This window comes from Mesorhizobium sp. WSM4830, from assembly GCF_055811495.1.
The window spans coordinates 67,200-90,895 of sequence record NZ_JBVVQI010000001.1 but is presented as its reverse complement, the minus strand read 5'-3'; the positions used below and the strand labels follow the sequence as shown (position 1 = coordinate 90,895).

At 62.2% G+C, this 23,696-nt stretch carries 28 protein-coding genes; 11 read left to right on the top strand and 17 right to left on the bottom strand.

Annotation, left to right across the window (positions count from 1 at the left end; genetic code table 11):
* Positions 1 to 42: 42 nt before the first annotated feature.
* Genes AC0L2Y_RS00555 through AC0L2Y_RS00525 form a run of 7 tightly spaced genes read left to right on the top strand, consistent with a single transcriptional unit; the run spans position 43 to position 5,913 of the window.
* The gene (locus tag AC0L2Y_RS00555) at positions 43 to 939 is read left to right on the top strand and encodes a carbohydrate ABC transporter permease (RefSeq protein WP_473552960.1); all 897 of its coding nucleotides are present in this window, start codon (positions 43 to 45) and stop codon (positions 937 to 939) included.
* A 2-nt stretch (positions 940 to 941) separates the two neighbouring features.
* Entirely contained in the window at positions 942 to 1,808 is an 867-nt protein-coding gene (locus AC0L2Y_RS00550) for a carbohydrate ABC transporter permease (RefSeq protein WP_352465970.1), read from the top strand.
* 1 nt (position 1,809) lies between these two features.
* On the top strand, positions 1,810 to 2,907 hold the full coding sequence (locus AC0L2Y_RS00545; RefSeq protein ID WP_473552957.1) for an ABC transporter ATP-binding protein: 1,098 nt from the start codon (positions 1,810 to 1,812) through the stop codon (positions 2,905 to 2,907).
* 4 nt (positions 2,908 to 2,911) lie between these two features.
* Positions 2,912 to 4,024, top strand: coding sequence for a mandelate racemase/muconate lactonizing enzyme family protein (locus tag AC0L2Y_RS00540; RefSeq protein ID WP_473552955.1), 1,113 nt, complete (start codon positions 2,912 to 2,914; stop codon positions 4,022 to 4,024).
* Positions 4,025 to 4,033: 9 nt separating this feature from the next.
* Positions 4,034 to 4,363, top strand: a complete 330-nt coding sequence (locus AC0L2Y_RS00535) for an L-rhamnose mutarotase (RefSeq protein WP_023676093.1) — start codon at positions 4,034 to 4,036, stop codon at positions 4,361 to 4,363.
* Positions 4,356 to 5,432 carry a Gfo/Idh/MocA family protein gene (locus tag AC0L2Y_RS00530; protein WP_473552952.1) on the top strand — a complete coding sequence of 359 codons (1,077 nt, stop codon included), beginning with the start codon at positions 4,356 to 4,358 and terminating at the stop codon, positions 5,430 to 5,432. Before AC0L2Y_RS00535 ends, AC0L2Y_RS00530 begins: the two co-directional genes overlap by 8 nt.
* Before the next feature lies 1 nt (position 5,433).
* Positions 5,434 to 5,913 carry a MaoC/PaaZ C-terminal domain-containing protein gene (locus tag AC0L2Y_RS00525; protein WP_473552950.1) on the top strand — a complete coding sequence of 160 codons (480 nt, stop codon included), beginning with the start codon at positions 5,434 to 5,436 and terminating at the stop codon, positions 5,911 to 5,913.
* A 231-nt stretch (positions 5,914 to 6,144) separates the two neighbouring features.
* Here AC0L2Y_RS00525 and AC0L2Y_RS00520 read toward each other — a convergent pair whose 3' ends face one another.
* The 9 genes from AC0L2Y_RS00520 to AC0L2Y_RS00480 all read right to left on the bottom strand — a co-directional run bounded on the left by AC0L2Y_RS00520 (position 6,145) and on the right by AC0L2Y_RS00480 (position 13,980).
* A complete protein-coding gene (locus tag AC0L2Y_RS00520; RefSeq protein WP_473552947.1) occupies positions 6,145 to 7,101 on the bottom strand; it encodes a C-terminal binding protein in 957 nt (318 codons plus the stop codon).
* 12 nt (positions 7,102 to 7,113) lie between these two features.
* Entirely contained in the window at positions 7,114 to 7,872 is a 759-nt protein-coding gene (locus AC0L2Y_RS00515; RefSeq protein ID WP_473552945.1) for an HpcH/HpaI aldolase family protein, read from the bottom strand.
* A 43-nt stretch (positions 7,873 to 7,915) separates the two neighbouring features.
* Complete coding sequence (locus AC0L2Y_RS00510; RefSeq protein ID WP_473552942.1) at positions 7,916 to 8,629, bottom strand: hypothetical protein; 714 nt, start codon at positions 8,627 to 8,629, stop codon at positions 7,916 to 7,918.
* 24 nt (positions 8,630 to 8,653) lie between these two features.
* Entirely contained in the window at positions 8,654 to 9,964 is a 1,311-nt protein-coding gene (locus tag AC0L2Y_RS00505) for a TRAP transporter large permease (protein WP_473552940.1), read from the bottom strand.
* Positions 9,965 to 9,967: 3 nt separating this feature from the next.
* On the bottom strand, positions 9,968 to 10,480 hold the full coding sequence (locus tag AC0L2Y_RS00500; protein WP_352488503.1) for a TRAP transporter small permease: 513 nt from the start codon (positions 10,478 to 10,480) through the stop codon (positions 9,968 to 9,970).
* A 77-nt stretch (positions 10,481 to 10,557) separates the two neighbouring features.
* Positions 10,558 to 11,535, bottom strand: a complete 978-nt coding sequence (gene dctP / locus AC0L2Y_RS00495) for a TRAP transporter substrate-binding protein DctP (protein ID WP_473552938.1) — start codon at positions 11,533 to 11,535, stop codon at positions 10,558 to 10,560.
* 89 nt (positions 11,536 to 11,624) lie between these two features.
* Positions 11,625 to 12,170: a flavin reductase family protein gene (locus AC0L2Y_RS00490; protein WP_473552936.1), complete on the bottom strand. Its 546-nt coding sequence runs from the start codon at positions 12,168 to 12,170 to the stop codon at positions 11,625 to 11,627.
* Positions 12,170 to 13,264, bottom strand: a complete 1,095-nt coding sequence (locus tag AC0L2Y_RS00485) for an LLM class flavin-dependent oxidoreductase (protein WP_473553661.1) — start codon at positions 13,262 to 13,264, stop codon at positions 12,170 to 12,172. The genes AC0L2Y_RS00490 and AC0L2Y_RS00485 overlap by 1 nt, the downstream gene beginning before the upstream one ends.
* A complete protein-coding gene (locus AC0L2Y_RS00480; RefSeq protein ID WP_473552932.1) occupies positions 13,264 to 13,980 on the bottom strand; it encodes a GntR family transcriptional regulator in 717 nt (238 codons plus the stop codon). Before AC0L2Y_RS00480 ends, AC0L2Y_RS00485 begins: the two co-directional genes overlap by 1 nt.
* 444 nt (positions 13,981 to 14,424) lie before the next feature.
* Here AC0L2Y_RS00480 and AC0L2Y_RS00475 point away from each other — a divergent pair, with 444 nt between their 5' ends.
* Complete coding sequence (locus AC0L2Y_RS00475; RefSeq protein ID WP_473552930.1) at positions 14,425 to 14,700, top strand: hypothetical protein; 276 nt, start codon at positions 14,425 to 14,427, stop codon at positions 14,698 to 14,700.
* A gap of 43 nt (positions 14,701 to 14,743) precedes the next feature.
* Here AC0L2Y_RS00475 and AC0L2Y_RS00470 read toward each other — a convergent pair whose 3' ends face one another.
* The 5 genes from AC0L2Y_RS00470 to AC0L2Y_RS00450 form a co-directional block, all read right to left on the bottom strand.
* Complete coding sequence (locus AC0L2Y_RS00470) at positions 14,744 to 14,962, bottom strand: hypothetical protein (RefSeq protein ID WP_473552928.1); 219 nt, start codon at positions 14,960 to 14,962, stop codon at positions 14,744 to 14,746.
* A 3-nt stretch (positions 14,963 to 14,965) separates the two neighbouring features.
* Positions 14,966 to 15,145: a hypothetical protein gene (locus AC0L2Y_RS00465; protein ID WP_473552926.1), complete on the bottom strand. Its 180-nt coding sequence runs from the start codon at positions 15,143 to 15,145 to the stop codon at positions 14,966 to 14,968.
* Positions 15,146 to 15,281: 136 nt separating this feature from the next.
* The gene (locus AC0L2Y_RS00460; protein ID WP_473552923.1) at positions 15,282 to 15,455 is read right to left on the bottom strand and encodes a hypothetical protein; all 174 of its coding nucleotides are present in this window, start codon (positions 15,453 to 15,455) and stop codon (positions 15,282 to 15,284) included.
* Positions 15,456 to 15,588: 133 nt separating this feature from the next.
* On the bottom strand, positions 15,589 to 16,026 hold the full coding sequence (locus tag AC0L2Y_RS00455) for a GFA family protein (protein WP_473552922.1): 438 nt from the start codon (positions 16,024 to 16,026) through the stop codon (positions 15,589 to 15,591).
* A gap of 27 nt (positions 16,027 to 16,053) precedes the next feature.
* A complete protein-coding gene (locus tag AC0L2Y_RS00450; RefSeq protein WP_254818791.1) occupies positions 16,054 to 16,272 on the bottom strand; it encodes a hypothetical protein in 219 nt (72 codons plus the stop codon).
* A gap of 144 nt (positions 16,273 to 16,416) precedes the next feature.
* Here AC0L2Y_RS00450 and AC0L2Y_RS00445 point away from each other — a divergent pair, with 144 nt between their 5' ends.
* A complete protein-coding gene (locus tag AC0L2Y_RS00445) occupies positions 16,417 to 18,717 on the top strand; it encodes an FdhF/YdeP family oxidoreductase (RefSeq protein WP_473552919.1) in 2,301 nt (766 codons plus the stop codon).
* Positions 18,718 to 18,784: 67 nt separating this feature from the next.
* Here the strand turns inward: AC0L2Y_RS00445 and AC0L2Y_RS00440 are convergent, their stop codons facing one another.
* Together AC0L2Y_RS00440 and AC0L2Y_RS00435 are read right to left on the bottom strand one after the other, a co-directional pair.
* Positions 18,785 to 19,144, bottom strand: coding sequence for a response regulator (locus AC0L2Y_RS00440; RefSeq protein WP_473552917.1), 360 nt, complete (start codon positions 19,142 to 19,144; stop codon positions 18,785 to 18,787).
* A complete protein-coding gene (locus AC0L2Y_RS00435; RefSeq protein ID WP_473552915.1) occupies positions 19,141 to 22,245 on the bottom strand; it encodes a CheR family methyltransferase in 3,105 nt (1,034 codons plus the stop codon). Before AC0L2Y_RS00435 ends, AC0L2Y_RS00440 begins: the two co-directional genes overlap by 4 nt.
* A 166-nt stretch (positions 22,246 to 22,411) precedes the next feature.
* On the opposite strand from AC0L2Y_RS00435, the gene AC0L2Y_RS00430 reads away from it, so the two are divergent.
* Complete coding sequence (locus AC0L2Y_RS00430) at positions 22,412 to 22,609, top strand: hypothetical protein (RefSeq protein ID WP_352660374.1); 198 nt, start codon at positions 22,412 to 22,414, stop codon at positions 22,607 to 22,609.
* A 1-nt stretch (position 22,610) separates the two neighbouring features.
* Positions 22,611 to 23,207 (top strand): response regulator, encoded by a 597-nt coding sequence (locus tag AC0L2Y_RS00425; RefSeq protein ID WP_473552912.1) that lies wholly within the window; start codon positions 22,611 to 22,613, stop codon positions 23,205 to 23,207.
* 24 nt (positions 23,208 to 23,231) lie between these two features.
* Here the strand turns inward: AC0L2Y_RS00425 and AC0L2Y_RS00420 are convergent, their stop codons facing one another.
* A complete protein-coding gene (locus AC0L2Y_RS00420) occupies positions 23,232 to 23,501 on the bottom strand; it encodes a hypothetical protein (protein WP_473552910.1) in 270 nt (89 codons plus the stop codon).
* Positions 23,502 to 23,696 lie beyond the last annotated feature (195 nt).

Below are 23,696 nucleotides of genomic sequence, written 5' to 3'. Positions count from 1 at the left end.
GGCGGCCTACGGTGTCCGGGCACCAACCAGAACCGGATCGCCATGAAAGGCTGGAGACCTTCGCCGCCATTGCTGCTCCTGCTGCCGGCTGTGATCGTGCTGGCGGCTGTGGTGGTAGTGCCGTTGCTGCTATCGCTCTACTCCAGCTTCACGCCGTTCCGGCTGACCAGGCCGGAGACGTTCTGGGTCTTCATCGGCGCGCGCAACTACGTCGCCATCCTGACCAGCCGCGCTTTCTGGGTCGCCTTTGCCCGCACCGTGGTGCTGCTGACGGTGGCGCTCAACCTGGAAATGCTGATCGGGCTCGGGCTTGCACTGCTGGTGGAGAAGGCATCGCGCGGCCAGCGGATCCTGCGGACCATCATGATGTTTCCGATGATGTTTTCGCCGATCCTCGTCGGCTTCCAGTTCAAATTCATGTTCAACGACAATATCGGACTGGTGAACAACGCCCTGCAGGGGCTCGGCCTGACCGACCGCGCCATCCCGTGGCTGATCGACGGCAATCTCGCCTTCATCGCTATCCTGATCGCCGAGATCTGGTCGTCGACTTCGGTGTTCGCGATCCTGATCCTTGCCGGGCTGCTGGCGATGCCGCGCGAACCGGTCGAGGCCGCCCGCGTCGACGGCTGTACGCCTTGGCAGACATTCCGCTATGTCACCTGGCCGTTCATCATGCCGTTTGCCTTCATCGCCATGACCATCCGCTCGCTCGACGTCGCGCGCGCCTATGACATCGTCAAGATCATGACCGACGGCGGCCCTGCCGGCCGCACCGAACTGGTCTGGACGCTGATCGCCCGCACCGCCTACAGCGACGCCAGGATGGGAATGGCCAATGCCATGGCCTATTTCTCGATCCTGCTGTCCATCCTGTTCACCGTCTATTTCTACCGCAAGCTCGCCGCGGCGCGCACGCAGATCGCGGCGGAGTGGTGAGGATGGACCAGAACAGCCTGCATCGCGTCGGCAACAAAGCGCTCGGCATCGTTCACGGCATCGGACTGTTCCTGGCCATGCTGGTCATCTGCCTGCCCGGCATCTGGATCGTGCTGTCGTCGCTCAGGCCGACTGTCGAGATCATGGCCAAGCCGCCGGTGTGGATCCCGCAGCAACTCTCGCTCGACGCCTACATCGCCATGTTCAGCGGCGTCGGCCAGGGCGGCATTCCGGTGCTCGACTACTTCCGCAATTCGCTGATCATCTCGGTGACCTCGACGGTGATCGCCATCGTCATCGGTATGGCCGGCGGCTATGCCTTTGCGCGCTACCGCTTCCGCGCCAAGTCGGCGATGTTCCTCGGCCTGATGCTGACGCGCACCGTGCCCGGCATCGCGCTGTCGCTGCCGCTGTTCTTCGTCTTTGCGCGGCTCGGCATCATCGATACGCATTTCGGGCTGATCCTGGTCTATGTCGCGCTCAACGTGCCGTTCACCGTCTGGCTGATCGACGGCTTTTTCCGCCAGGTGCCAAAGGACCTCGCCGAAGCCGCGCAGATCGACGGCTGCACGCGCTGGCAGGCCTTCTGGCAGGTCGAGTTTCCGCTCGCCGGCCCCGGCATTGCCTCGGCCGGCATCTTTGCCTTCCTCACCTCCTGGAACGAATTCGCGCTCGCCTCGCAGCTGACACGCTCGATCAACTCCAAGACCCTGCCGGTCGGCCTGCTCGACTATACGGCCGAATTCACCATCGACTGGCGCGGCATGTGCGCGCTGGCCGTGGTCATGATCATACCGGCGCTCACGCTTACCTTCATCGTCCAGAAACACCTCGTCGGCGGCCTCACTTCCGGCGCGGTGAAAGGCTGACATGGCAACTGTATCGCTCAAGAAACTCACCAAGAGCTACGGTCCGGTGGCGGTGGTGCACGGCATCGACCTGGAGGTCGCCGACCGCGAGTTCATCGCGCTGGTCGGGCCGTCCGGCTGCGGCAAGTCGACAACCCTGCGAATGATCGCCGGCCTCGAGGCGATCAGCGACGGGGTCATCGAGATCGGCGGCCGCATGGTAAACGACCTGCCGCCGCGGTCGCGCAACATCTCGATGGTGTTCCAGTCCTACGCGCTCTATCCGCACATGACGGTGCGCGAAAACCTCGGCTTCTCGCTGAAGATTGCCGGCGCCGCGAAAGAGGAAATGGACCGCCGTGTCGCAGAGGCATCGGGCATTCTCGGCCTTGACCAATTGCTCGACCGCCGGCCGTCGCAGCTGTCCGGCGGACAGCGCCAGCGCGTCGCCATGGGCCGCGCCATCGTGCGCGATCCCGACGTCTTCCTGTTCGACGAGCCGCTTTCCAATCTCGACGCCAAGCTTCGGACGCAGATGCGCACCGAGATCAAGAAACTGCACGCCAAGGTCCGGTCGACGGTGATCTACGTCACCCACGACCAGGTCGAAGCGATGACATTGGCCGACCGCATCGTCATCATGCGCGACGGGTTCATCGAGCAGGTCGGCACGCCCGACGAGGTCTTCCGCCGGCCGCAGACCCGCTTCGTGGCGGGCTTCATCGGCTCGCCGCCGATGAATTTGCATGAGGCTGACGTCGACGACGGACAGCTGCTGTTCGCCAGCGGCGAGAGGCTGCCCCTGCCCAGCCAGTTCAAGGCAAATGTCGGAACCGGCGACAAAGTCGTGTTCGGCCTCAGGCCCGACGACATCTATCCGACGGGGCACGGCATCAGCTCCGGCGAAGAGGTCGACGTGCACCAGGTGGAACTGCCGGTGACGGTTACAGAACCGCTCGGCAACGAAACGCTGGTGTTCGCCGAATTCAACGGCAGCGACTGGGTATCGCGGATGCTCAATCCAAAGCCGCTCAAAGCCGGCGACCGGGTCAAGATGAGCCTGGACCTGTCGCAGGCCCATCTGTTTTCTGCCGAAACAGGCAAGACATTGCGAGGTTAAAATCATGGCAAAGATCGAGAAAATCGAACTGCGGATGGTCGACCTGGTGCCTAAGGTCAAGCGCACCGATGCCATCCAGAGTTTTGTCAGCCAGGAAACACCGATCGTCACCATCACCGACGCCGACGGCGCGGTCGGCACCGGCTACAGCTATACGATCGGCACCGGCGGCTCCTCGGTGATGCGACTGCTGGCCGACCACCTTGCGCCGCGGCTGATCGGCCGCGACGCCGACATGATCGAGGCGATCTGGCACGAGCTGGAATTCGCCACCCACGCCACGACGATCGGCGCGATCACGGCAATCGCGCTCGCGGCCATCGACACTGCCCTTTGGGACCTGCGGGCGAAGAAGCAGGGCCTGCCGCTGTGGAAACTGGCCGGTGGCGCCAAGGACCGCTGCCCGCTCTACACGACAGAAGGCGGCTGGCTGCATATCGAAACCGAGGCGCTGGTCGAGGATGCGCTGGCCGCCAAGGCCAAGGGTTTTCGCGGCTCGAAGGTCAAGATCGGCAAGCCGCACGGTTCCGAGGATCTTGCCCGGCTGACGGCGGTGCGCCGGGCGGTTGGAGACTCCTACGAGATCATGACCGATTGCAACCAGGGCTTTTCGGTCGACGAGGCAATCCGCCGGGCCGAGCGCCTGCGGGAACTCGACCTCGCCTGGATCGAGGAGCCGCTGCCGGCCGACGACATTGACGGCCATGTGCGGCTGTCGAGTGCCACATCGACGCCGATCGCCGTCGGCGAGTCGCTCTATTCGATCCGGCATTTCCGCGAATATATGCAAAAGGGCGCATGTTCGATCGTGCAGGTCGATGTCGGTCGCATCGGCGGTATCACGCCGTGGCTGAAGGTGGCGCATGCAGCCGAGGCGTTCGACATACCGGTCTGCCCGCATTTCCTGATGGAACTGCATGTCAGCCTGACATGCGCCGTTCAGAACGGCAGATATGTCGAGTATATTCCCCAGCTCGACGAGCTGACCGGCAAGAAAATGCGTATCGAGGACGGGCACGCATTGGCGCCGGACGAGCCCGGCATCGGCATCGACTGGGACTGGGATGCGATCAAGGCGAAGAGCATCGCGGAATTCACCACGACGATAGTGAAATAGGAGGCGGACATGCAGCGAATGGGAATGGTGCTCGGCCTCAAGCCGGAGAAAGTCGCCGAGTATGTGCGGCTTCACGCTGCCGTGTGGCCGGACGTCCTCAAGATGATTTCCGCCTGCAACATCAAGAATTATTCGATTTATCTGAGGGAGCCGGAGCACCTTTTGTTCAGCACCTTCGAGTACCACGGCACCGACTATGCCGCCGACATGGCCAAGATGGCTGCCGATCCCACGACGCAGGAATGGTGGGCGCTGTGCATGCCGTGCCAGGAGCCACTGCCGACCCGCAAGGAGGGCGAGTGGTGGGCGTCGATGGACGAAGTCTTCCACTATGACTGATGACATTTTCGATCCTTCCTCGCTCTCCCAGGCCTGGGCACAGCCGTCAAAGCCCAGGCCGATCGTGATTTTCGGCGCCGGCTCGATCGTCGGCGATGCGCATTTCCCGGCCTATGGGAAAGCCGGTTTCCCGGTTGCCGGGCTTTTCGACCCCGACCTGGCCAAGGCGGAAAAACTGGCGCAGAAATGGGGCGTCACCGCTTACCGGTCGGTCGGGGAAGCCGCTGCAATCAAGGACGCCATCTTCGATCTGGCGACGCCGCCGGCCTATCATGCCGGCGTGCTCAGCGCGCTGCCCGATGGTGCGGTGGCGCTGATCCAGAAGCCAATGGGCAGCAATCTCACCGAGGCGACCGAGATCCTCGAAATCTGCCGCTCCAAAGACCTCAAGGCGGCGGTGAATTTCCAGCTGCGCTTCGCACCGATGATGCTGGCGCTCAGGGATGCGATCGCCAAGGGCTGGCTGGGCGACGTGGTCGATTTCGACGCATGGCTGGCGCTGGCGACACCCTGGCAGCTCTGGGAATTCCTGTTGCAGGCGCCGCGCGTCGAGATCGCCATGCATTCGATCCATTATCTCGACCTGATCCGGCAATTGCTCGGCGACCCCAAGGGGGTTCACGCCAAGACGCTCGGCCACCCCGGCCATAAGGTTGCGCAAACGCGCACCAGCGCGATCCTCGACTATGGCGACACGGTGCGCTGTGCGCTGTCGATCAACCACGATCACAAGTTCGGTCGAAAACACCAGGCCTGCGAATTCCGCATCTGCGGCACCGAAGGCGCCGCCTACCTCAAACTGGGCGTCAACCTCGACTATCCGCGCGGCGAGCCGGACATTCTCGAAATCTACCCCAAAGGCGGCACGGACTGGATTACGGTTCCGCTCGTCGGCGCATGGTTTCCGGACGCCTTTGCCGGCCGCATGGCCAATGTCCAGCGCTACGCGTCAGGCGAGGACGCCGAGCTTGTCAGTTCCGTCGAGGACGGCTGGAACACCATGGCGCTGGTCGAAGCCGCCTATCAATCGAGCGCGGCGCCGGCAACACCGATCGCGGCGAGGCCCTGACATGGAGCAGACTGTTTATTTCGAGGACTACCGGATCGGCTCGTCGCGCATGACCAGCGGGCGCACCATCACCGAGACCGACTTCGTCGTCCATGCCGGCCATACCGGCGATTTCTTTCCCCACCACATGGACGCCGAGTTCATGAAGACGACGCCGTTCGGCCAGCGCATTGCCCACGGCACGCTGGTCTTTTCGGTCGGCGTCGGGCTGACGGCAAGCGTCGTCAACCCGGTTGCTTTCTCCTATGGCTACGACCGGCTGCGCTTCATCAAGCCGGTGTTCATCGGCGATACGATCAGGACCCGCACCACCATCTCGGCCAAGGAGGACGACCCGAAGCGACCCGATTCAGGCCGGGTCGTCGAGCGCTGCGAGGTGATCAACCAGCATGGCGACGTGGTGCTGGTCGCCGACCACATCTACATTGTCGAGCGCCGCGACAAGCCGAGCAGAGCCTCGACGGATGGCGCCGAAACCTAAAGACAAAAAACCGCCTTGCGGCGGGTCCTCGGTCCGAATCAGCACCATACCCAAATTAGTAGCATAGCTGCCGGCACAAAGCAAGAACAAAATGTGGCAATCCGGACAATCTTGATAGGTTTGCGCCGCCCCTCATCGCCTTGCGAACGCCGGCTTGCAGGACTTGGGTTCCTCGCCCGCGGAGCGGGAGAGAGCAGGCGGATGAGGGGCGGCGCCGACATCGGGAATTGGTCATACCCGGTTGACCGGATAGACCGGCTTGCCGCCGCGCAGGACCGATGCGACATCGGCAAACACCTTGTTGCGAACCTCCGCGTAAGACTGGGTCGAGTAGTGCGCCGCGTGTGGACTGACCAGGACGGTGTCCAGCGCCAGCAGCGGATTGTCGGGCGAAGGCGGCTCCCGCTCGAACGTGTCGATGCCGGCGCCTGCCAGATGGCCGCTCCGGATCAAATCCGCCAAGGCGACCTCGTCGACCAGGCCGCCGCGCGACACGTTGATGAGTATCGCCCCTTGCTTCATCCGCGACAGGGCTTGTGCCGACATGATGTTTCTGGTTTCCGGTGTCGCTGGAACGTGCAGCGAGACGATGTCGGCCCTGGCCAGCAGCTCGTCGAAGCCGACCGGTTCGGCACCGCCGGCCGCGATGCGCTCTGCCGGCATGTGCGGGTCGTAGGCGATGATGTGGTAGCCGAAGACCCGCGCCCGCTCGGCAGTCAGCCGCCCGATCTGGCCGAAGCCGATCAGGCCGAGGATCTGCCTGTCGGGCCGCATGATGCCGGCGCCGTCGGTCATTGCAGCCCAGCGGCCGGCGCGCACCGCGCTGTCGAACTGCTTCAGCCTGCGCGTCAAGGCCAGGATCAGGGCCATGGCGTGGGTGCTGACTTCAACCAGATTGGCGTCCGGCACGTAGGTCACCTGAACACCGGCACAGCTGGCGGCCTCGACGTCGATCGAGTCGAGCCCTACGCCGAACCGGCCGATGACCTTGAGCCTCTTCAGTTCCGCCAAAACGCGAGCCGTGATCGGCTCCCGCAATACCATCAATGCGTCGGCGTCGCGGCAGTGTTCGATCAGGGCATCTTCTGTGAGCAGCGTCTTTTCGACAAACTCGGCGCTCAAGCCGTCGAGGTAGCGCAGCTGCTCTTCCTCGACTGACAATACGCCGTCGGTCTTGATGATCTTCATGGCAAACTCTTGCTATGAGGCGCTGCGCGCCGAGACGACACCGGCGGCAAGGCCGGCGCCGAGAAACATCGTGTCGCTGGCGAGCATGTAGAAGCTGATGCCGTGCCGCGACCATTTGCCGACATCATCCGCCGAAGGACGAAAGATGCCGACGGCCTTGCGGGCTGCGCGCACTGCGGCCGCGATCCTGACGATAGCGGCATTGAGCTTGTCCTGGCCGGCCGGCCCCATGGCGTCGATCGAGACCGAGAGGTCGCCGGGGCCAATGAAGATCACGTCGACGCCGTCGACCTGGACGATGTCGTCGATATTGGCGAGGCCCTCGGCCGTCTCGACCTGGATGGCGACCGTCAGGACCTCGTTGGCCGATTTGAGGTAGTCCGGAATCATATAGCCATAACCGGCGGCGCGGCCTGGGCCGACACCGCGTGCGCCGACCGGCGGGTAACGGCAGGCCGTGACCGCCATGCGGGCCTGCTCGGCCGTCGAGACGCGCGGTACCAGGACGCCCGACGCGCCCGCGTCGAGCGCGGCCGCCATCCACTCCGGCGTGTGGCCGGGAACGCGCACCATCGCGGGAACCTTGTGGACATCGGCGGCGCGGACCAGATCCTCGAGCCGTTCGCGGCCGATCTGCGAATGCTCCCAGTCGATGCACAGGAAATCGACCCCGCTCGCGGCCGCCACTTCTACCGCCACAGGGTGCGGGATGGCGCAGAAGGTGCCGATGAGGCGATCGAGAGAAACACATTTCTTGCGAAAGTCGTACATGAAATCTCCAGAAATTTTTCGGCGTCGGCAAAACCTGTTTGCGCTATGTGGCCCTTGACGAAGGATGCACGGCTTCCGTCGACATCGGGAAATGCCGGCTGCCGCCTGAAAACGGCGGGAATGTCTTGTAGTCGGCGCGCATCTCCAGCCTCGCCGGCGATTGCAGCGCGTGCGTCAATGCCGCGGGACTGTCGAACATGACGCGATTGCGCTGCATATGGTCGATCCGCGGCCAGGGCAGCGAACCGCACCAATCCAGTCGCGACAGAACCTCGATGTGGCGAATGCCGGGGAAGCCCCGCATCAATTGCGGATGGTGCGTCACGTAGTGGTGGAGCCAGACATTCATGTCTTCGGCCGGCCCGGGATAGTGGACAAGATAGCTGCAGGGCAGCCCGGACGTCTTGACGCCAGCGTCGTCGACGGGAAACGGACGCACGCACATTGCCTGTTGCGTCGGCCTCGAACCGGCGATGCTCGACAGCATACCCGGTCCGGCAAGCGCCTGCAGATGGCCGGACGGCGCCAGCGCCGCCTCCATGTCCGCCAATTCGTCGAAATAGAGCTGGAAGCCAAAGACCGGCGGTGGACCATCGTTGTTGAACATGTCCGTCGCCACTTCGGGCAGATAGATGTTTGCAAGCGCAAGGCCCGGCGTCGATGCGATCACACGGCGCACAGCGTCAACATCTTCACCGGCGATGGCCAAATTTGCCTCGCGGTCATCATGGAAGAAGGCAAGATAGGCAAAGCGCATGTGGAACCTCTGGATCGAGTTCGACTAGATCAAATTCGGAAGAAAGAGAGCGATCTGCGGAAAGAGGACAATCAGCACGATCAGCAAAAGCGTCAGCGCGATGTAAGGCGCCGCTGACATGGCAACCGTCTTGAGCGATGTGCCTTTCGGCGCAACGCCGATCATGATGAACAGCAGCAGACCAAAGGGCGGCGTGGTGAAGCCGACCTCATAGGCGAGCAGCAGGATCAGCCCGAACCATACGGGCTCGTAGCCGAATTGCTGGGCGATCGGCAGGAAGATCGGCAGCGTGATCAGCATCATCGAGACCTGATCCATGAACATGCCGAGCAGCAGGATGACGAGCACCATCATGAGCAGCATGGGATACGGTCCAAGATCGTAGCCCACGATGAACTGGATAAAGCCGTTGGAGGCGCCGGAGAAGGCGAATATCTGCGAGAACGTCGTCGAAGCCGAGATGATCAGGAAGGTCATGCCGGTGACCTTCATCGCATCGTCCAGCGACTTCCAGACAACCGACCAGCTGAACCGCCGGTAGACGAACAACAAGGCGACGACGGCTGCACAGCCGAGTCCCGCCGATTCCGTCGGCGTCGCTATCCCAAGGATGATCGTGCCGACCACCATGAACACGATGACGCTCATCGGAATGATGTTGACGGCGACCGCCCTCACCTTCTCGGCCGCGGGGACGGCGGGCACCGGATAGTGGGGAGCGGCGTCCGGATCGATCTTGGTCTGTGCGAAGATCAGGGCCGCGTACATGACAACGAGCAGCAGCCCGGGCAAAGCCCCCGCTATGAGCAGCGCGCCGACGTCGATCTGGGCCAGCGAGCCGAGCAAGACGGCGAGCGAGGATGGCGGGATGATGACGGCAAGGCTTCCGGCGCCAAGCACCGGGCCGTAGGCCATATGCGGCTTGTAGCCCCGCTTCAGCATCTCGGGCACCATCAGCGAGCCCATCATGCCGGTATTGGCGAGGCTCGAGCCCGACAGCGCGGAAAAGATCGTGCCGGCGGCGAGGACGACATAGGCAAGGCGTCCGCGCAGATTGCCGACGCACAGGTCGAGCGCGTAGATGACTTTCTCGCCCAGGCCGGAGCGGAAGAACAGGCTGCCCATGACGAGAAACATCGGCAGCGGAGCAAGCGCATAGGTCGAGACGGCGTCGGAGAAGTTGGCGACCATCTGCGTCACGCCGATCGAACCGCCGAAGAACAGGTACAGCCCGATCACGTTGGTGACGAAGAACGCGAAGGCGACCGGCAGCCCAAGCCCCATCAACACCAGGATGGTGCCAACGAGCACGGCGAATGGAAACAGCCAGGCCACCGGTCAGAGCCCTTCCATTTCCAGCGGATCGAGCGTGTACAGCGTGTCACGGCCGAGCAGATATCTGAGCCATTCCAGCGCCGAGAGGTAGAAGGCGAGCATGATGGGCAGAAACACCAGCCATTTCGGCATATCGAAACTGCGCGTTTCATATTCGCCGCCCGCAACGGCACTTGTCAGGGACGACAGAGCGACGCTGCCAAGGTAGAGGCTGACGCCGATGCAGGCGAGGTAGACCAGCTTTTCAAGCACCGACCGTGCCCGCACCGGCAGCGCCTTGCGCAGGAACTCGACGAAGACATGGCCCTTGCTGTGGACCAGCCAGGGCATCGGCAGGAATGCCGCGTAGAGCAGGCCGTATTCCGTCGCCGACACCGCCCAGGCAAGCGGCCTCAGGCCCAGATTGCGGACGCATACATCAGCAACCACCGCGACGATGATGAGGCCAAGCACCACTTTTGCCGCCGCCGCCAACGCCAGGCTCAGCCTCCCAATCGCTGCAAACAATCTATCCATGCCCGACGACCCTCATGTCCACCTTCGTCCCCTTGGCCCAGCTTTGATGGAGGCACACAAGGCACCCTCGGCTTGGGCTACTGAAAGAATTTCTTCAACTGATCGATGTTGGTGGGATCGCGTTTGGCCATTCTCGCCCAGCTCGCCTGCGTGGCAGCCGCCAGGAATTTGTCGCGGCCGGCGCCGGTCAAGCTGATCACCTTCTGCCCGCCGGCGATCATCGCCTGTGCCTGCTTTTCGGACTCGGCAAGGTTGGCGTCATAGCTCGCGCGCTCGTACTCGACGGCCGTTTCGGCAAGCAGCTTCTGCGCCTCGGGCGACAGCGTGTCCCATTTCGCCTTGTTGATCGAGATCAGCACGTCGGTTTTGAAGAATTGCGGATCGACGCGGTATTTGGTGAATTTGTCCCAGCCGAAGGACGCATAACCAAATACGGTATAGGCGTTGGCATTGACGACGCCGCGCTCGAGCGAGGTATAGACATCCCCCGGCGCTTGCACGATGACCGTCGCGCCCAGGGATTCGAGGAAATCGCGATAGAGCGGCGACGAGCGGATCTTCAGGCTGCTCCAGTCGATGCTGCCTTCGCTGTTGAGCTTGGGTTCATCGATGGTGAAGACGTTGAAGCCCGAGCCCGCGTCGACATGCGCCAGCAGATGGGCATTGGCCTTCTTCTCGAAAATCCCGCTGATGAAGTCCCAGCCGCCATTCTCGCGAACCTCCCACGGCGTCTTCGTCGATGCGGAGAACACCTCGCCTTCGGGCACGAGCTCGAGGAACTGCCCTGCCGGTGTGTCGATCACATCGATCAGGCCGCTCCTGAGCGCCGCGCCCTGCTGGATCGGTGGAATGACCTCCGGCCCGCCACGCACGTTGATCTGGACCACGCCCTTGCACTTTTCGTTCACCTTCTGAACGAACTTCAGGAAGCTCTGGGCGTAGCCGTTCTGCGTCGGCGTAAAATGCACGGCATTGAGGACGACCTCTTCGGCCGTGGCGATACCCGCTACACCCGACATGACTGCCGCCAGAACAAGGGATTTCCAAATGCGCATTGCCGTACTCCCTCTGATAGATTCACTTCGCCGGGGCCCATCATCGGGCCGATCTGAAATTGCACGCTGCGCCGCCACACGAACGGCGGTTAGTTGACATCATCTCCTACTGTCAGGAACCGCCCACGCGCGTAGAAGACCGGCGATCGGTGAGCGCGATCCAGCGCGACGCCTGAGACGATGCCGATGACGATCATGTGCGACGCCCGCACGATGATTTCGGCGACCCGGCATTCGAACATTGCCCGCGCGCCGACAAGCAAGGGCGCGCCGGTTTCGCCGCGCACCCATGATCCGGACGAGAACCGCGCGGCGCCCCTGGCTTTGGTCAAGCCGCCAAAGGCACGCACAACGTTCTCCTGGTCGCCGGCGGGCAGATTGACGGAAAAGGGCAAGCCTTCGCGAATGGCCGAGGCAAAGGTGCTGCTGCGGTTGACGCAGGCCAGCAGGGACGGCGGCTCGGCACTCAACGAGCAGAGGGCCGTCGCCGTGATACCGCAGAAGCCGATCTCGTCATGCTCCGAGGCGAGGATGGCGACGGAGCCCGCCACGGCCCGCATCGCCTGCTTGAAGGCGCGCGGATTGATGGCGTCGTGCCCATGCACCCACGGCGTCGGAATGGCGGCCGCCGGCATCAATTTACTCGAAGCCCGGCCTGGCGCATCAGCGGCAGCACGCGGTCGCAGAAGAAGGGCAGTTCGTAGGTGTAGTTGACGAATGTGAGGGCGGCGCCGGAATAACCCTGTTCCATGATCGCAGTGAGGTCGTCGACGATCTTTTCCGGCGTGCCGATGAGCGGGAAGGTTCCAGCACCGCCGGCGAACCTCTGCCGATATTCGGTGAAGGCCTTCGCGTCGTGCGAGTTCGCGAATTCCTTCTTCTTGCGCATATGCTCGTCGACAGCGCCTTCGTCCGCGCATTCCAGCGCGTAGTGCCGGTAATAATCCTCGGCTTCCTGCTGGGTCTCCCGGCAGACGACATGACAGACCGTATAGACGCCGACTTCGCGTCCGACTTCGGCCGCTCGGTTGGTGATGTCGACCACATGCGCACGGCCGTCGGCGATTTCGGAAAAAGTCGAAAACAGATAGTCGCAGTGGCGCGCCGCATAGTTGCGCCCCGGCGCGCCGAAGGCGGCGTTCATGGTCACCGGTCGCGGCGCCTGCAGGCTCGGCGGCCGGCTGACGACACCCTTCAGATCATAGAACTCGCCGCTGAAGTCGAACGGCTCCCTCGATTGATAGGCACGCACGATGATGTTGATCCATTCCTCGGCCTGATCGTAGGTTCGATCGCCGACCGTCTGCCCGAACATGGCGAACTCGTCCGGGTTCCAGCCGCAGACGATGTTCAAGCCGGCACGCCCGTTGGAGATGTGGTCAACCGTCGCCAGCGCTTTTGCAGCCTGCAGCGGATGAACCAGCGGCACATGCACCGTCATGAACAGGCCGATGTTTTCCGTGGCGACAGCAAGACCCGCCGCCCAGGTGAAAGTCTCGAACGACCATTCCCGCACATGCGTCAAACCGCCGAAGCCGCGCCAGCGGGCGATCGGCAGCAGAAACTCGAGGCCGGCGCGATCGGCGATGCAGGCAGAATTGAGATTGTCCTCCCAGCGGGCGCGCCAGCGCTCGGGGACGGTGGTCATTGCCAGGCCGCCATCGGCGTTCATGGAAAAGACGCCGAGCTTGAACCGGTTCGGCCCTTTCAGCGGGTGCTGCTTCCTGATCATGATTTCCCCCGCTGCGACATGCTCTCACCTTCACCGCTGGAACGTTGAGCCGGTGGGCTCAGCTTCATGAAACGCTCCTCGGCGTTCTGAATGAAGTGCGTCATGCGGTCGTAGGCGGCGACGGCGTCGCGCTTGACGAATGCCTCGTAGATGGCGCGCATCCCGGCCACGACGACGGCCTGTGTCGGCTGGTGCGACAGCGTCCTTAAACGGACGACGAGCACGTGGTCGGCGAAGCGGGCAATCGTTTGTGAAAGGCGCTCGTTCTCGACGGCACCGAGCCAACAATTCCTGAATGCCGAATTGGCCTGGAAAAAGCGGTCGGCATCGCCGGCTGCGGCCGCAGCCTCCGCCTCCCGAAGCGCGGCTGCCAGCGTCTTGAGGCCAGCGGCGTCAAGTGTCCGCGCAGCGTGTGCGGCGGCACGCGGCTCGAGCAAGCGGCGGACCTCAAAGATGTCGGCGACATCCGTTGCGGTAAGTGTGGGTAGCGTGAAGCCGCGTGTGGTGCCGACGAGGTAGCCCTCATGCACCAACTGCATCAAGGCGTCGCGGACAGGCATTCTGGAAATACCGAGCTGGGCGGCAATGTCGACATCTACGAGCTTCTGGCCAGGCGCCAAATCGCCATGCTGAATGGTCAGCCGGATTTGTTGATAGACCTGGGCACGCAGATTGCCATCGCCAACTCGTTTGAGCTCTATCGTTTCCGTCATCCACGCCTTCCCATGCGAAGATTTCGTATATCGTTTGAGGCTGGTCTTCCCGCAGTGATCCGTTGAAATGCAGCCACATGTCGATAGAATTCGATCTGCAGGCCACGTTCCAATGCGAAGTGGAGCACAGGCTGGATCGCCTGGCAAGATGTTTTAAGTTTATAGTGTATACTGTTTGAGTTCGCTGTCCGGAGGGCAGAGGATCGCGCCATCCGTGCTGCCACGCCGCGCGACGGCGGGACAGCTGACGATCGGCGCGGTTCGGTAAAAAACGTACAGACGTTTTCCCGTGACACATCGAAGCTGGCGGATTTAACTAAAATTACTTGCGATCTGCGCGCGCCGGCACGCCCACCCGATCCCCTCGCCGGTGCGCACTACTGGATCGCCCGCCGTATCGAAAGGTGCGGCGGGCTTTTCGTTTCGTTTGGCGGGGAGGCGCTTGTGCGAGACTTGCCCAGGAATATCGACGCTGACGTCGTGATAGAGATCAGCAAGCTGCTCGACGACCGGGCGAAGTCGGTGCCGGTGCCGGTCCATAAGCTTGCAGCGATGATCCGGCGGAGCATCGAGACCCGCCTGACCGATCAATCCATCGAGGAGCTGATCGTGGAAATGGCCGCGACGCGGGGGCTTGCGATGCTGTTCGACTTGCCGATGGTCCCGGTAGTAAATGTCGACAATGTCGTGCCGATTGCTTTGGCGCGACGTCCCCGCTGACATTTCGCTCGAACTCTACCGATCTCCGCCTCGCTGCCCGACTTCACTTGTCCTGATCCGCGGGCCGGGTGTCGCCTTTCTTTTCGGGGTCGTGGGTATGGTGGCTGTCGCGTTCGCCGCCGCCGCCGGAGACCTTGCTGTGGCTGCGACGGTCGGGCGCGGCGGGCGGCTTTTCGACGCTCAGCGGCTTCTTGGCGTTTTCGTGCGCGGCGCCAGGACCGCCCTGGCGGATGCTGGCAGGCGTTTTTTTCGACGTGGACATGGCCTAGCGATCTTGGACGTTGCCTTGATGGGTGGTGTTTACCTTCGTATTGCCTTGCTGGCCCTGCTTGTCGGGATCCGGAACGGTGGATTGCAGTGCCTGGTCGGCCGCTACCGATTTTTTGTCGCCGGCGCCCTTCGGGCTCAGATTCTTCGGCGGCACAGGGGGAGGTTTTGTGCTCATGGCGTGTCTCCTTCCGCAACCCAAACAAGCGGCTCGGGAGAAAGGTTCCCCAGGGTCCGATACGAAGGGCGGTTGCCGCAACGAGTCGGGTCCACAGGCCGTGGCTTGGCCGGCGGGAGGCCGGCACAATCCAGGACTATTTCTTGATGATGTTTCCGTTGTTCAGATCGAAGGCCTGGGCGCCGAAAGCCTGCCTGAAGAAATCCTCCTGCAGATCGCCCCATTCGCCGAGATAGGCGCCGCAATTGCTGCAATAGATCGGCGTCGAATCCTTCGGTTGTCGGGAATCTCCATCAGGATCGTCCCGCACGCCTTGCAATCGAGCTTGTGATCCAAACGGCGGCCCATCGGCCGATAATTGCGCGTTTTCGGCCGCGCGCCAATCGTCGTTTTCGTACGCAAGCCCGAATGGCACGTTTTCCAACCAGCGAGGGGATCGAAAGCTAGCGGTCTGCCGGATTTCCGAACGCCGGGTCGCGCTGCCTCGAATACGTCCTGACCCGCGGCAGCTCGTCTGGAAACTCGACCCAGGGAAGCCTCATGTTCCAATATGCGTGGGCCTGTGGCGGAAACCGTTCGGGGTGATCGAGAAAGCCGATCGCCAGATAGAGTTCGTCGGGCAGGCCCTGGTCGACATAGCCGATCGATGTTCCGCAATCCGCGCAGAAGGACCGGAGCACGCCGGGGGTTTTCGAAAAGGTCTTCGGTGTGCCGGTGAGCAATGTGAATTCAGAAGGCCGATAACCGACCCACACCGTTAGCGGGCTTCCTATCGCCTTGCGACAGTCGTCATCATGATCGGAGCAAACCCAGAACGGCTCGCCGCGCATTTGCGCCGTTATGGCGCCGCAAAAACAGGAACCCGTCTCAGTTCGTAGCATTGGCTAACTTCATTGCTGGACCGGCCTTCATTGCTGGCCCGGCATTTCGGTATTTTCCTTGGGGTTCTTCTTGATGCCGGCGGCAGGCGAGGTGTCGGCTGGAGCATTGCCACCCTGGTTCTGCTCAGGGGCTCTTTTGAGCGGCGAGGTTTGCCAGCCCATATCGCCGTACAAAAAGCCTATGAGAAAGCCGACGATGATGATGGCCGAAATCACCATTGCAATTAACGCGTTACGTCGCTCCATTCGCACGGCTCCTTTCTCCGAGCCGAACAAACGATGGCAGAAATGGTTCCGGTAAGACGGACGGCGTGACGGGACGGAGCCGGCCGGGAACATTCAGCCTCACCGCGGGTTCGTATGAGTGCTCTTCTACAGGGAGTGGCTTGCATGAGACCCGCCGTAACCGATCGCATCGAAACCAAGAAATACGACCACCCGACAGGCGGCTGGGGATCGCTCAAATCCCTGGTCCGCAAGGCGCGAGGCGAAGGCCTGCTATTGTCCGGGATATGGAGCACGCTGCTCAAGCAGAACAAGGCCGACGGCTATATGTGCGTGTCTTGCTCATGGGCAAAGCCAGCCCAGCCCAGGCCTTTCGAGTTCTGTGAAAACGGCGCCAAGGCGACGATGTGGGACCAGACCAAACTGCGCTGCGAACCCGCATTCTTCGCCGAGCACTCGGTGGCGGACTTGCTCGATTGGCCGGACCACGATCTGGAGAAGCAGGGCAGGCTTACCGCGCCCATGCGCTACAATGCCGCCGTCGACCGTTACGAGCCGGTTTCCTGGGACGATGCATTCCGCGACATAGCTGCCGAATTGCGGCGGCTCGATCCGAAATCGGTGGTGTTCTACACCTCCGGCCGCGCCTCGCTCGAGGCCTCGTTCATGTACCAGCTTTTTGCGCGGATCTATGGGTCTTCGAACCTGCCCGATTCGTCCAACATGTGCCATGAATCGACCTCGGTCGGCTTGCCGGAATCGATCGGCTCGCCGGTCGGGACCGTGCAGCTCGAAGACTTTGCGAAATGCGACATGATGTTCTTCTTCGGGCACAACACCGGGGTGACGGCGCCGCGCCTGCTGCATCCGCTGCAGGAGGCACGTCAACGCAACGTGCCCGTCTTCACTTTCAATCCGTTGCCCGAGCGGGGACTGAAGCGCTTCAAGAACCCGCAAAACCCCATCGACATGCTGTCGCCCGGGCCGGGCACCAAAATGTCCAGCGATTACTTCCAGGTTCGTTCCGGTGGCGACATCGCCGCGATGACGGGCATCGCCAAAGCGTTGCTGGCGCTCGACGATGCCGCCCGCGAAAGCGGCAGGACGCGTGTCCTCGATACGGCTTTCATCGCCGAGCACACGCATGGCTTCGCCGAGTTCGAAGCTTTCCTGCGCAACACCCAGTGGAGCGATATCGTCGCACGATCGGGCATCGCACAGGCCGATCTGGAGCATGTCGCCGAGGTCTACAGCCATGCCAACGCGGTGATCGGCAATTACGGCATGGGCCTGACCCAGCATCGGCACGGCACCGAGAACGTCCAGATGCTGTGCAACCTTTTGATGATGCGCGGCAATATCGGAAAACCCGGCGCCGGCATTTCGCCGCTGCGCGGCCATTCCAATGTCCAGGGGCAGCGCACGGTCGGCATATCGGAAAAACCCGAGCTCGTCCCGCTCGACAAGTTCGCCGAATTCTACGCCTTTGAACCGCCGCGCGAAAAAGGTCTCGATACGGTCGAGACCTGCGAAGGCGTCATCGACGGATCGGTCAAGGGCTTCGTCGGGCTGGGCGGCAATTTCGTGCGGGCCGTTCCGGAAACCGGCCTGGTCGAAAAAGCCTGGCGTGGGCTCGACCTGCATGTCGAGATCGCGACCAAGCTCAACCGCAGCCACCTGATCGCCGGCCGGACAACCTATTTGCTGCCTTGCCTGTCGCGGCTGGAAAGAGACCATCAGGCGAGCGGCGATCAGAGGGTGTCGGTAGAGGATTCCACCGCCTGCATCCACGGCTCGTTCGGATCGCGACCTCCGGCTTCGCCGCATCTGCTTTCAGAGCCCAGGATCGTCGCCGAGCTCGCCAAGGCGACAGTGCCGGGCAGGAGTTCGATCCCATGGGATGAGTGGGTTGGGGATTATTCGCGCATCCGCGACGAGATCGAGCGCTGCTATCCCCAACATTTCCGCGACTTCAACAAGCGCTTCCTGACGCCCGGCGGCTTCCATCGCGACATCAAGGCGAGCAAGCGGGTGTGGGAGACGCCGAACAAGAAGGCCAATTTCAAGCTGCCAAGCGGCCTTGAAACCGACCCTGACATCGATGTCGCCGGCCGCGATGTGCTGACACTGATCACGGTGCGCTCCAACGATCAGTTCAACACGACCGTCTATGGCTACAACGACCGGCTGCGCGGCATCAGCGGCACACGTATGGTGCTGTTAATGAATGAAAAGGATATCCAGCGCCTCGGTTTGAGCGCCGGACAGGAGGTCGATCTCGAAGCCAATGCGCATGATGGCGTGGAGCGCCGCGTGCACGGGCTGCGCATCACGCCTTTCTCGGTGCCGGAGGGAAATTGCGCCGGTTACTATCCCGAGCTCAACCCATTGGTTCCTTTGTGGCACAGAGCCGAGAAGGCTCATGTTCCGGCAGTCAAATCGGTACCGGTGCGGATCTTGCCATAGGCGTTCGTTGTTCGCGGCAGGCACGCACCACGCCGATGTGACCCGGCGCGACTTTCAAATCGCGACCTCAGCAGGCTCGCGCGAGTTCATCCACGGCATTCAGGATCGCACTCTGGCTCGCCGGCTTCTGCACGATCCTGCAAGTGCGGAAACCTGCCGGAATTTCGCGTTCGCCATACCCGGAGAGGAAGGCGAACGGAACACCGCGCGTCCGTAACGCTTCCGCGATCGGATAGCTGGTCTCGTCGTTCAACTGAATATCCAGCAGCGCCGCGTCGATGCCGCCTTCGCCGACGAGCCGGAGGGCTGCCGTTACCGACGAAACCGGTCCAACCACCTGATGGCCGGCTTTGCGCAGGTAGGCCGCCGCGTCGTCGGCAATCAGCCATTCGTCCTCGACGATCAGCACGCGCATCTGTCCGGTCACGACGAGCCCTCGCGGGTCAGAGGGAATGCAATATGCGCCTCCAAACCATTTGAGTGGAAAGTTGTTTCAACCTTTCCGCCCAGCCTGTAGCCAATTTCTCCGCGCAGGAGGGTTAGGCCGAAGCCGATGTCGGTTGGCTCCTTGATCCGGGGACCGCCCTTCTCGCGCCAGGTGAGCTTGAAGGTCCCGTCGACCACCGACCATTTAACAACTATCCGCCCGGCTGGCTTCGACAGTGCACCATATTTGGCGGCATTGGTCGCCAGCTCATGGATCGCCATGCCGAAAGAAAGCCCTTGTGCTGGCTTGAGGCTCACTCTCTCGCCATCAAGCTTAAACCGTTCAGGCCCGAAAGGATCGAGTTCCTGGTGCAGCAATTCCTCGACAGAGGCTTCCGTCCAGCTCTCACGCGAGAGCAGACTGTAGGCTCGTGACATTGCCTGCAGGCGACCGATCAAGGCTTCGGCGAACTCGTCTTTCGACGCCGAGTATTCACGCGTCCGGTTGGTGATGCTGGCGACAACCGCCAGCATGTTCTTGACCCGGTGGTTCAGCTCGGAGATGAGCACCTGCTGACGCTCTTCCGCCTGCGCCAGCGTCGTCACGTCGATCAGCGTCACGACCACGCCCTGAATGCTGCCGCTCTTGTCCCGGTAGGGATTGATGCGAACCAGGTGAGACCGGCCGTTGTGGTCGCGCGCAAGATGATGGTTCAGGGTCTCTCCGGTCTCGAACACCGCCTCGATGTGCCGTTTCAGCTCGGGGTAGTCGAGTTGACTCGAAAGATCGGTCAGTGGCCGGCCGACATCGGAAAGACGCAAATTGAAGAAGGATGATGCGGCGGGAGTGAAGGTCCGCACCACAAGGTTGCGGTCGAGAAAGATGGTGGCGATTTCCGTACTTTCGAACAGGTTTCTGAGGTCGCTGTTGGCGCGGTCGAGCTCCTCTATCTTGCCGGTGAGCTCCGCGTTGATGGTGTTGAGCTCTTCATTGAGCGACTGCATCTCCTCCTTCGAGGCCTCAAGCTCCTCGTTGGTCGACTGCGCCTCTTCATTGACGGAGACGAGTTCCTCGTTCGAAGACTTTACCTCCTCCAGCGCGGTTTCGTATTCTTCGATGGTCGACTGCAGCCGTTCGCGCGTGTCGCGCAACTCCCGTTCGAGATCGGCTGCGTCGTCGGCGCCGCGGTTTTCGCGTGCCGGCTCGGAACGCATCCGGGGCTGTGCCACCGAATTGAACAGGACGAGGTAGAGGGGCTCGCCCTTGCCGCGTTCCGTGTAGGGCTCGACTGTCAGCGTAATGAACTGAAGCTGTCCGTCGTCTTCCTCGACCGCTATGTTTTCCCGAACGACCGTGCGGCGCGTCGTGGCTGCTTCCCGCAATGCGGCGCGCAGCTCAAGTCTCAGCCCGCGGCGGGCCAGGGTCAGCAACTGCCGGCTCGGGGCGCCTTGCGGCGCTTCCAGATATTTGCCCGTGCGCGCCGAATAGTAGACGATGTCGCCATCGCCATTGACCAGAACGTGAGGCGGGGCGAACCGCTCCAGCACCTGAGCCTCGATCGCCTGACGCAGTGAATGGCTGGCGGCGTCCTTCTTCGAGCCGCCGCTTCCGACCGGAAGGGCACCCGTGCGGCCATTGCCGATCAGGACCAGCGGCCGCGGCGTGGCATGTTCCCGCGCCTGGAATATCCGCTGCTTCTTGTCGACCGTGGCGAACAGGTCGCCGTGCTGACCGACGCTCTCCGACGTGCCGAGGAACAGATAACCGCCCGGCCGCAGCGCATAATGGAAGATCGGGATGACCCGGTTCTGGATCTGCGGGCCGAAATAGATCAACAGGTTGCGGCACGAAATCATGTCCATGCGCGAGAAAGGAGGATCGCGGATAACGCTGTGCGGGGAAAAAATGCACAGTTCGCGCACCTCTTTGCCGAGCACATAGCTCTCGCCGTCGCTGTGGAAAAACCGTTGCCTGCGCTTTGCCGATAGCCCGTGCAGCAGCGCTTCGGGATAACGCGCCGCACGCGCCACGGCGAGAGCCCGCTCATCGATGTCGGTCGCGAATATCTGGACGCGCGGCGGCGCGGAAAGCTTTTCCATGCGCTCGCGCATCAGCATGCCGATCGAGAACACCTCCTCGCCGGTGGCGCAGCCGGGCACCCAGACACGCACCGAATCGGAGGCGTTCCTGCCTTCAAAAATCTGCGGTATGATCTTTTCCTCCAGCAATTTGAACGCTTCGGCGTCGCGAAAAAAGCTGGTGACGTTGATGAGCAGGTCGCGAAACAGCTTCGCCACCTCGTCGGTGTCCCTCTTCAGCCGTTCTATGTAGGTGGTGATCGACTGCAGCTGCGTGATCTGCATGCGCCGCTTTACGCGACGCAGGAACGTCTTGGTCTTGTAGCCGGAGAAGTCGTGACCGGAATGGCTGCGCAAAATGGCGTAGATTTCATCGCGGGCCCGATCCAGGTCGGCCTTGTGCTCGTCATCCGCTTCGGCCAGTCCACTCAGCACATCGAAGCCGCGGACAAACGCCTGAAGCTTTGCACCGATCTGCTCGGCGGGCGCCGCTATGTCGATCAGGCCGCTCGAAATCGCACTCTGCGGCATGTCCGGGTTGCGGGGGCCGTACCCGTTGGACGCCTGGGCAATCGTCAGCCCGCCATGCTCCTTGATTGCCCTGGCGCCGAGCGTGCCGTCCGAATCGCCACCCGACAAGATAATGCCGACGGCATACTCGCCCTGGTCCTCGGCCAATGCGCTGAAGAAGATGTCGATTGGCTTGCGCTCCCGGTTGAGCGTATTCGGCCGGCGCAGCGAAAGCGCACCCTTACGGATGGTGAGGACGACGTTTTGCGGCATCACATAGACCTGGTCGGGTTGGACCGTCACGCCCTCCTCGGCCACGACGACCGGCATTTCGGTGTAACGCCGGATGACCTCGTGCAGCAGGCTCTCCCGTTCCGGGCTGAGATGGGTGACGACGACAAACGCCATGCCGGTGCCGTCGGTCAGCCCTTTGAACAGGCCCTCCATCGCGGGAATGCCGCCGGCCGATGCACCGACGCCGACAATTGGAAATCTTCCATTCTGGGATGCCACGCCAAGCCCCTGGTAACAGCCGCAAACACAAAGCCGTCAAATCGGGCCTTAGACCCAAATCGCGCCTCAGATTAAGACCGGGCCGGGCCTGAGGCCAGTAAATAGTCCACCAACGGAACAAAGTACCGCCGGTGGGCATTAACATTTGACTTTGGAGGCGGTTCCAATGGCAAAACGATCACCTGAAATAAAGCCGGCAAAGCGAATCCTGCTGCCTTCGCCGGATCTGACCAAGTTCCCGGTTTCTGAAAATATTCCGCCTCGCCTGCTCGCGCTCGCGGAACGGTTGCAAGAGGTACTGGCTCGCCACTTTGCAGAAGTCCGCGCCGACAGCCGTAAATCCCGCAGGAAGAAGGAACAATGAGGTGCGCGACCTGCAAGGCTTGCATATCCTGATCGTCGAAGACGAATGGATGCTGGCGGGCGATCTTGCACGTTATTTCAGCAAGATGGGCGCCGTCGTGCTTGGCCCGGTGGCGACAGTCGAACAGGCATCGAAACATACGGACGAGGCGGAGGCCGCGATCCTGGACGTCAATCTCAACGGACGACGGGTATTCCCGATCGCCGACGAACTGATGCGCCGTGGCGTGCCGTTCGTGTTTTTCAGCGGCGATGAAGACATCGTTATTCCCGAGCGCCTTCGGTATGCCAGCAGCCTCCGAAAATCCTCGGACGGCCAGGCTGTTTTCGATGCTCTCTTCCCAGCCGAGACGTCGTCGTCGAAAGGAGCTCGAGCGTCGGAGCCCTCGGATGACGTATTTTCGCTGCTTCCCAAGCTCAGGCTCGCGGCGCGTCTGCTGCTGGGAGATGTGGAGGCCTCCGACCGGCTGGTCGAGCGAACGCTCGAACAGGCCATCGGCGAAATCGACAAGAGACGATCCGGCTCCTCCACCGAGGACTGGCTCAACGGCATCATGCGAAGCATCGTCAGGGCACGCGGGCCAAACCTGCTGCACTGACCGCAGCCGCTGTTGGCCGCGACCTTACTTCCGGCTGCGTTCGACGAATTTGTTGAAGCGGCTGGTTTTTCCGCCGCTGGTCTCATCCTGGTAGAGGAAGGCCAGTTCGTTCTCATCGAATATCCTGAAGAACTCATCCCATTCGACGGGGTCGAACGTCTCTTCAGGCTCGCCGAAGTCGATGCGCAGTATGCCGCCCTCGCCCTTGGTGCGCACCACCGCCGGCCGGCCGTCGCGATCCTCGGCCCAACGGCGGATTTCATCATGATCGGTGGTCGTCTTCGATTCAGACATTCCAATCTCCCTTCGATTCCACCGCACACCGCGAGATCCCGGTCCGCCTTCCTGCAACCAGCAGATGCATCGCCGGCCGGCATGTGCGCGCGGTTGGTCGACTATGGCTCCTAACACCAAGCGCGCTTCGATGTTCCCGTGCCCAAGGCAACGATGCTTTTCGCGAGCGCGGCGCTCCGGGAACTTTGTTGAAGC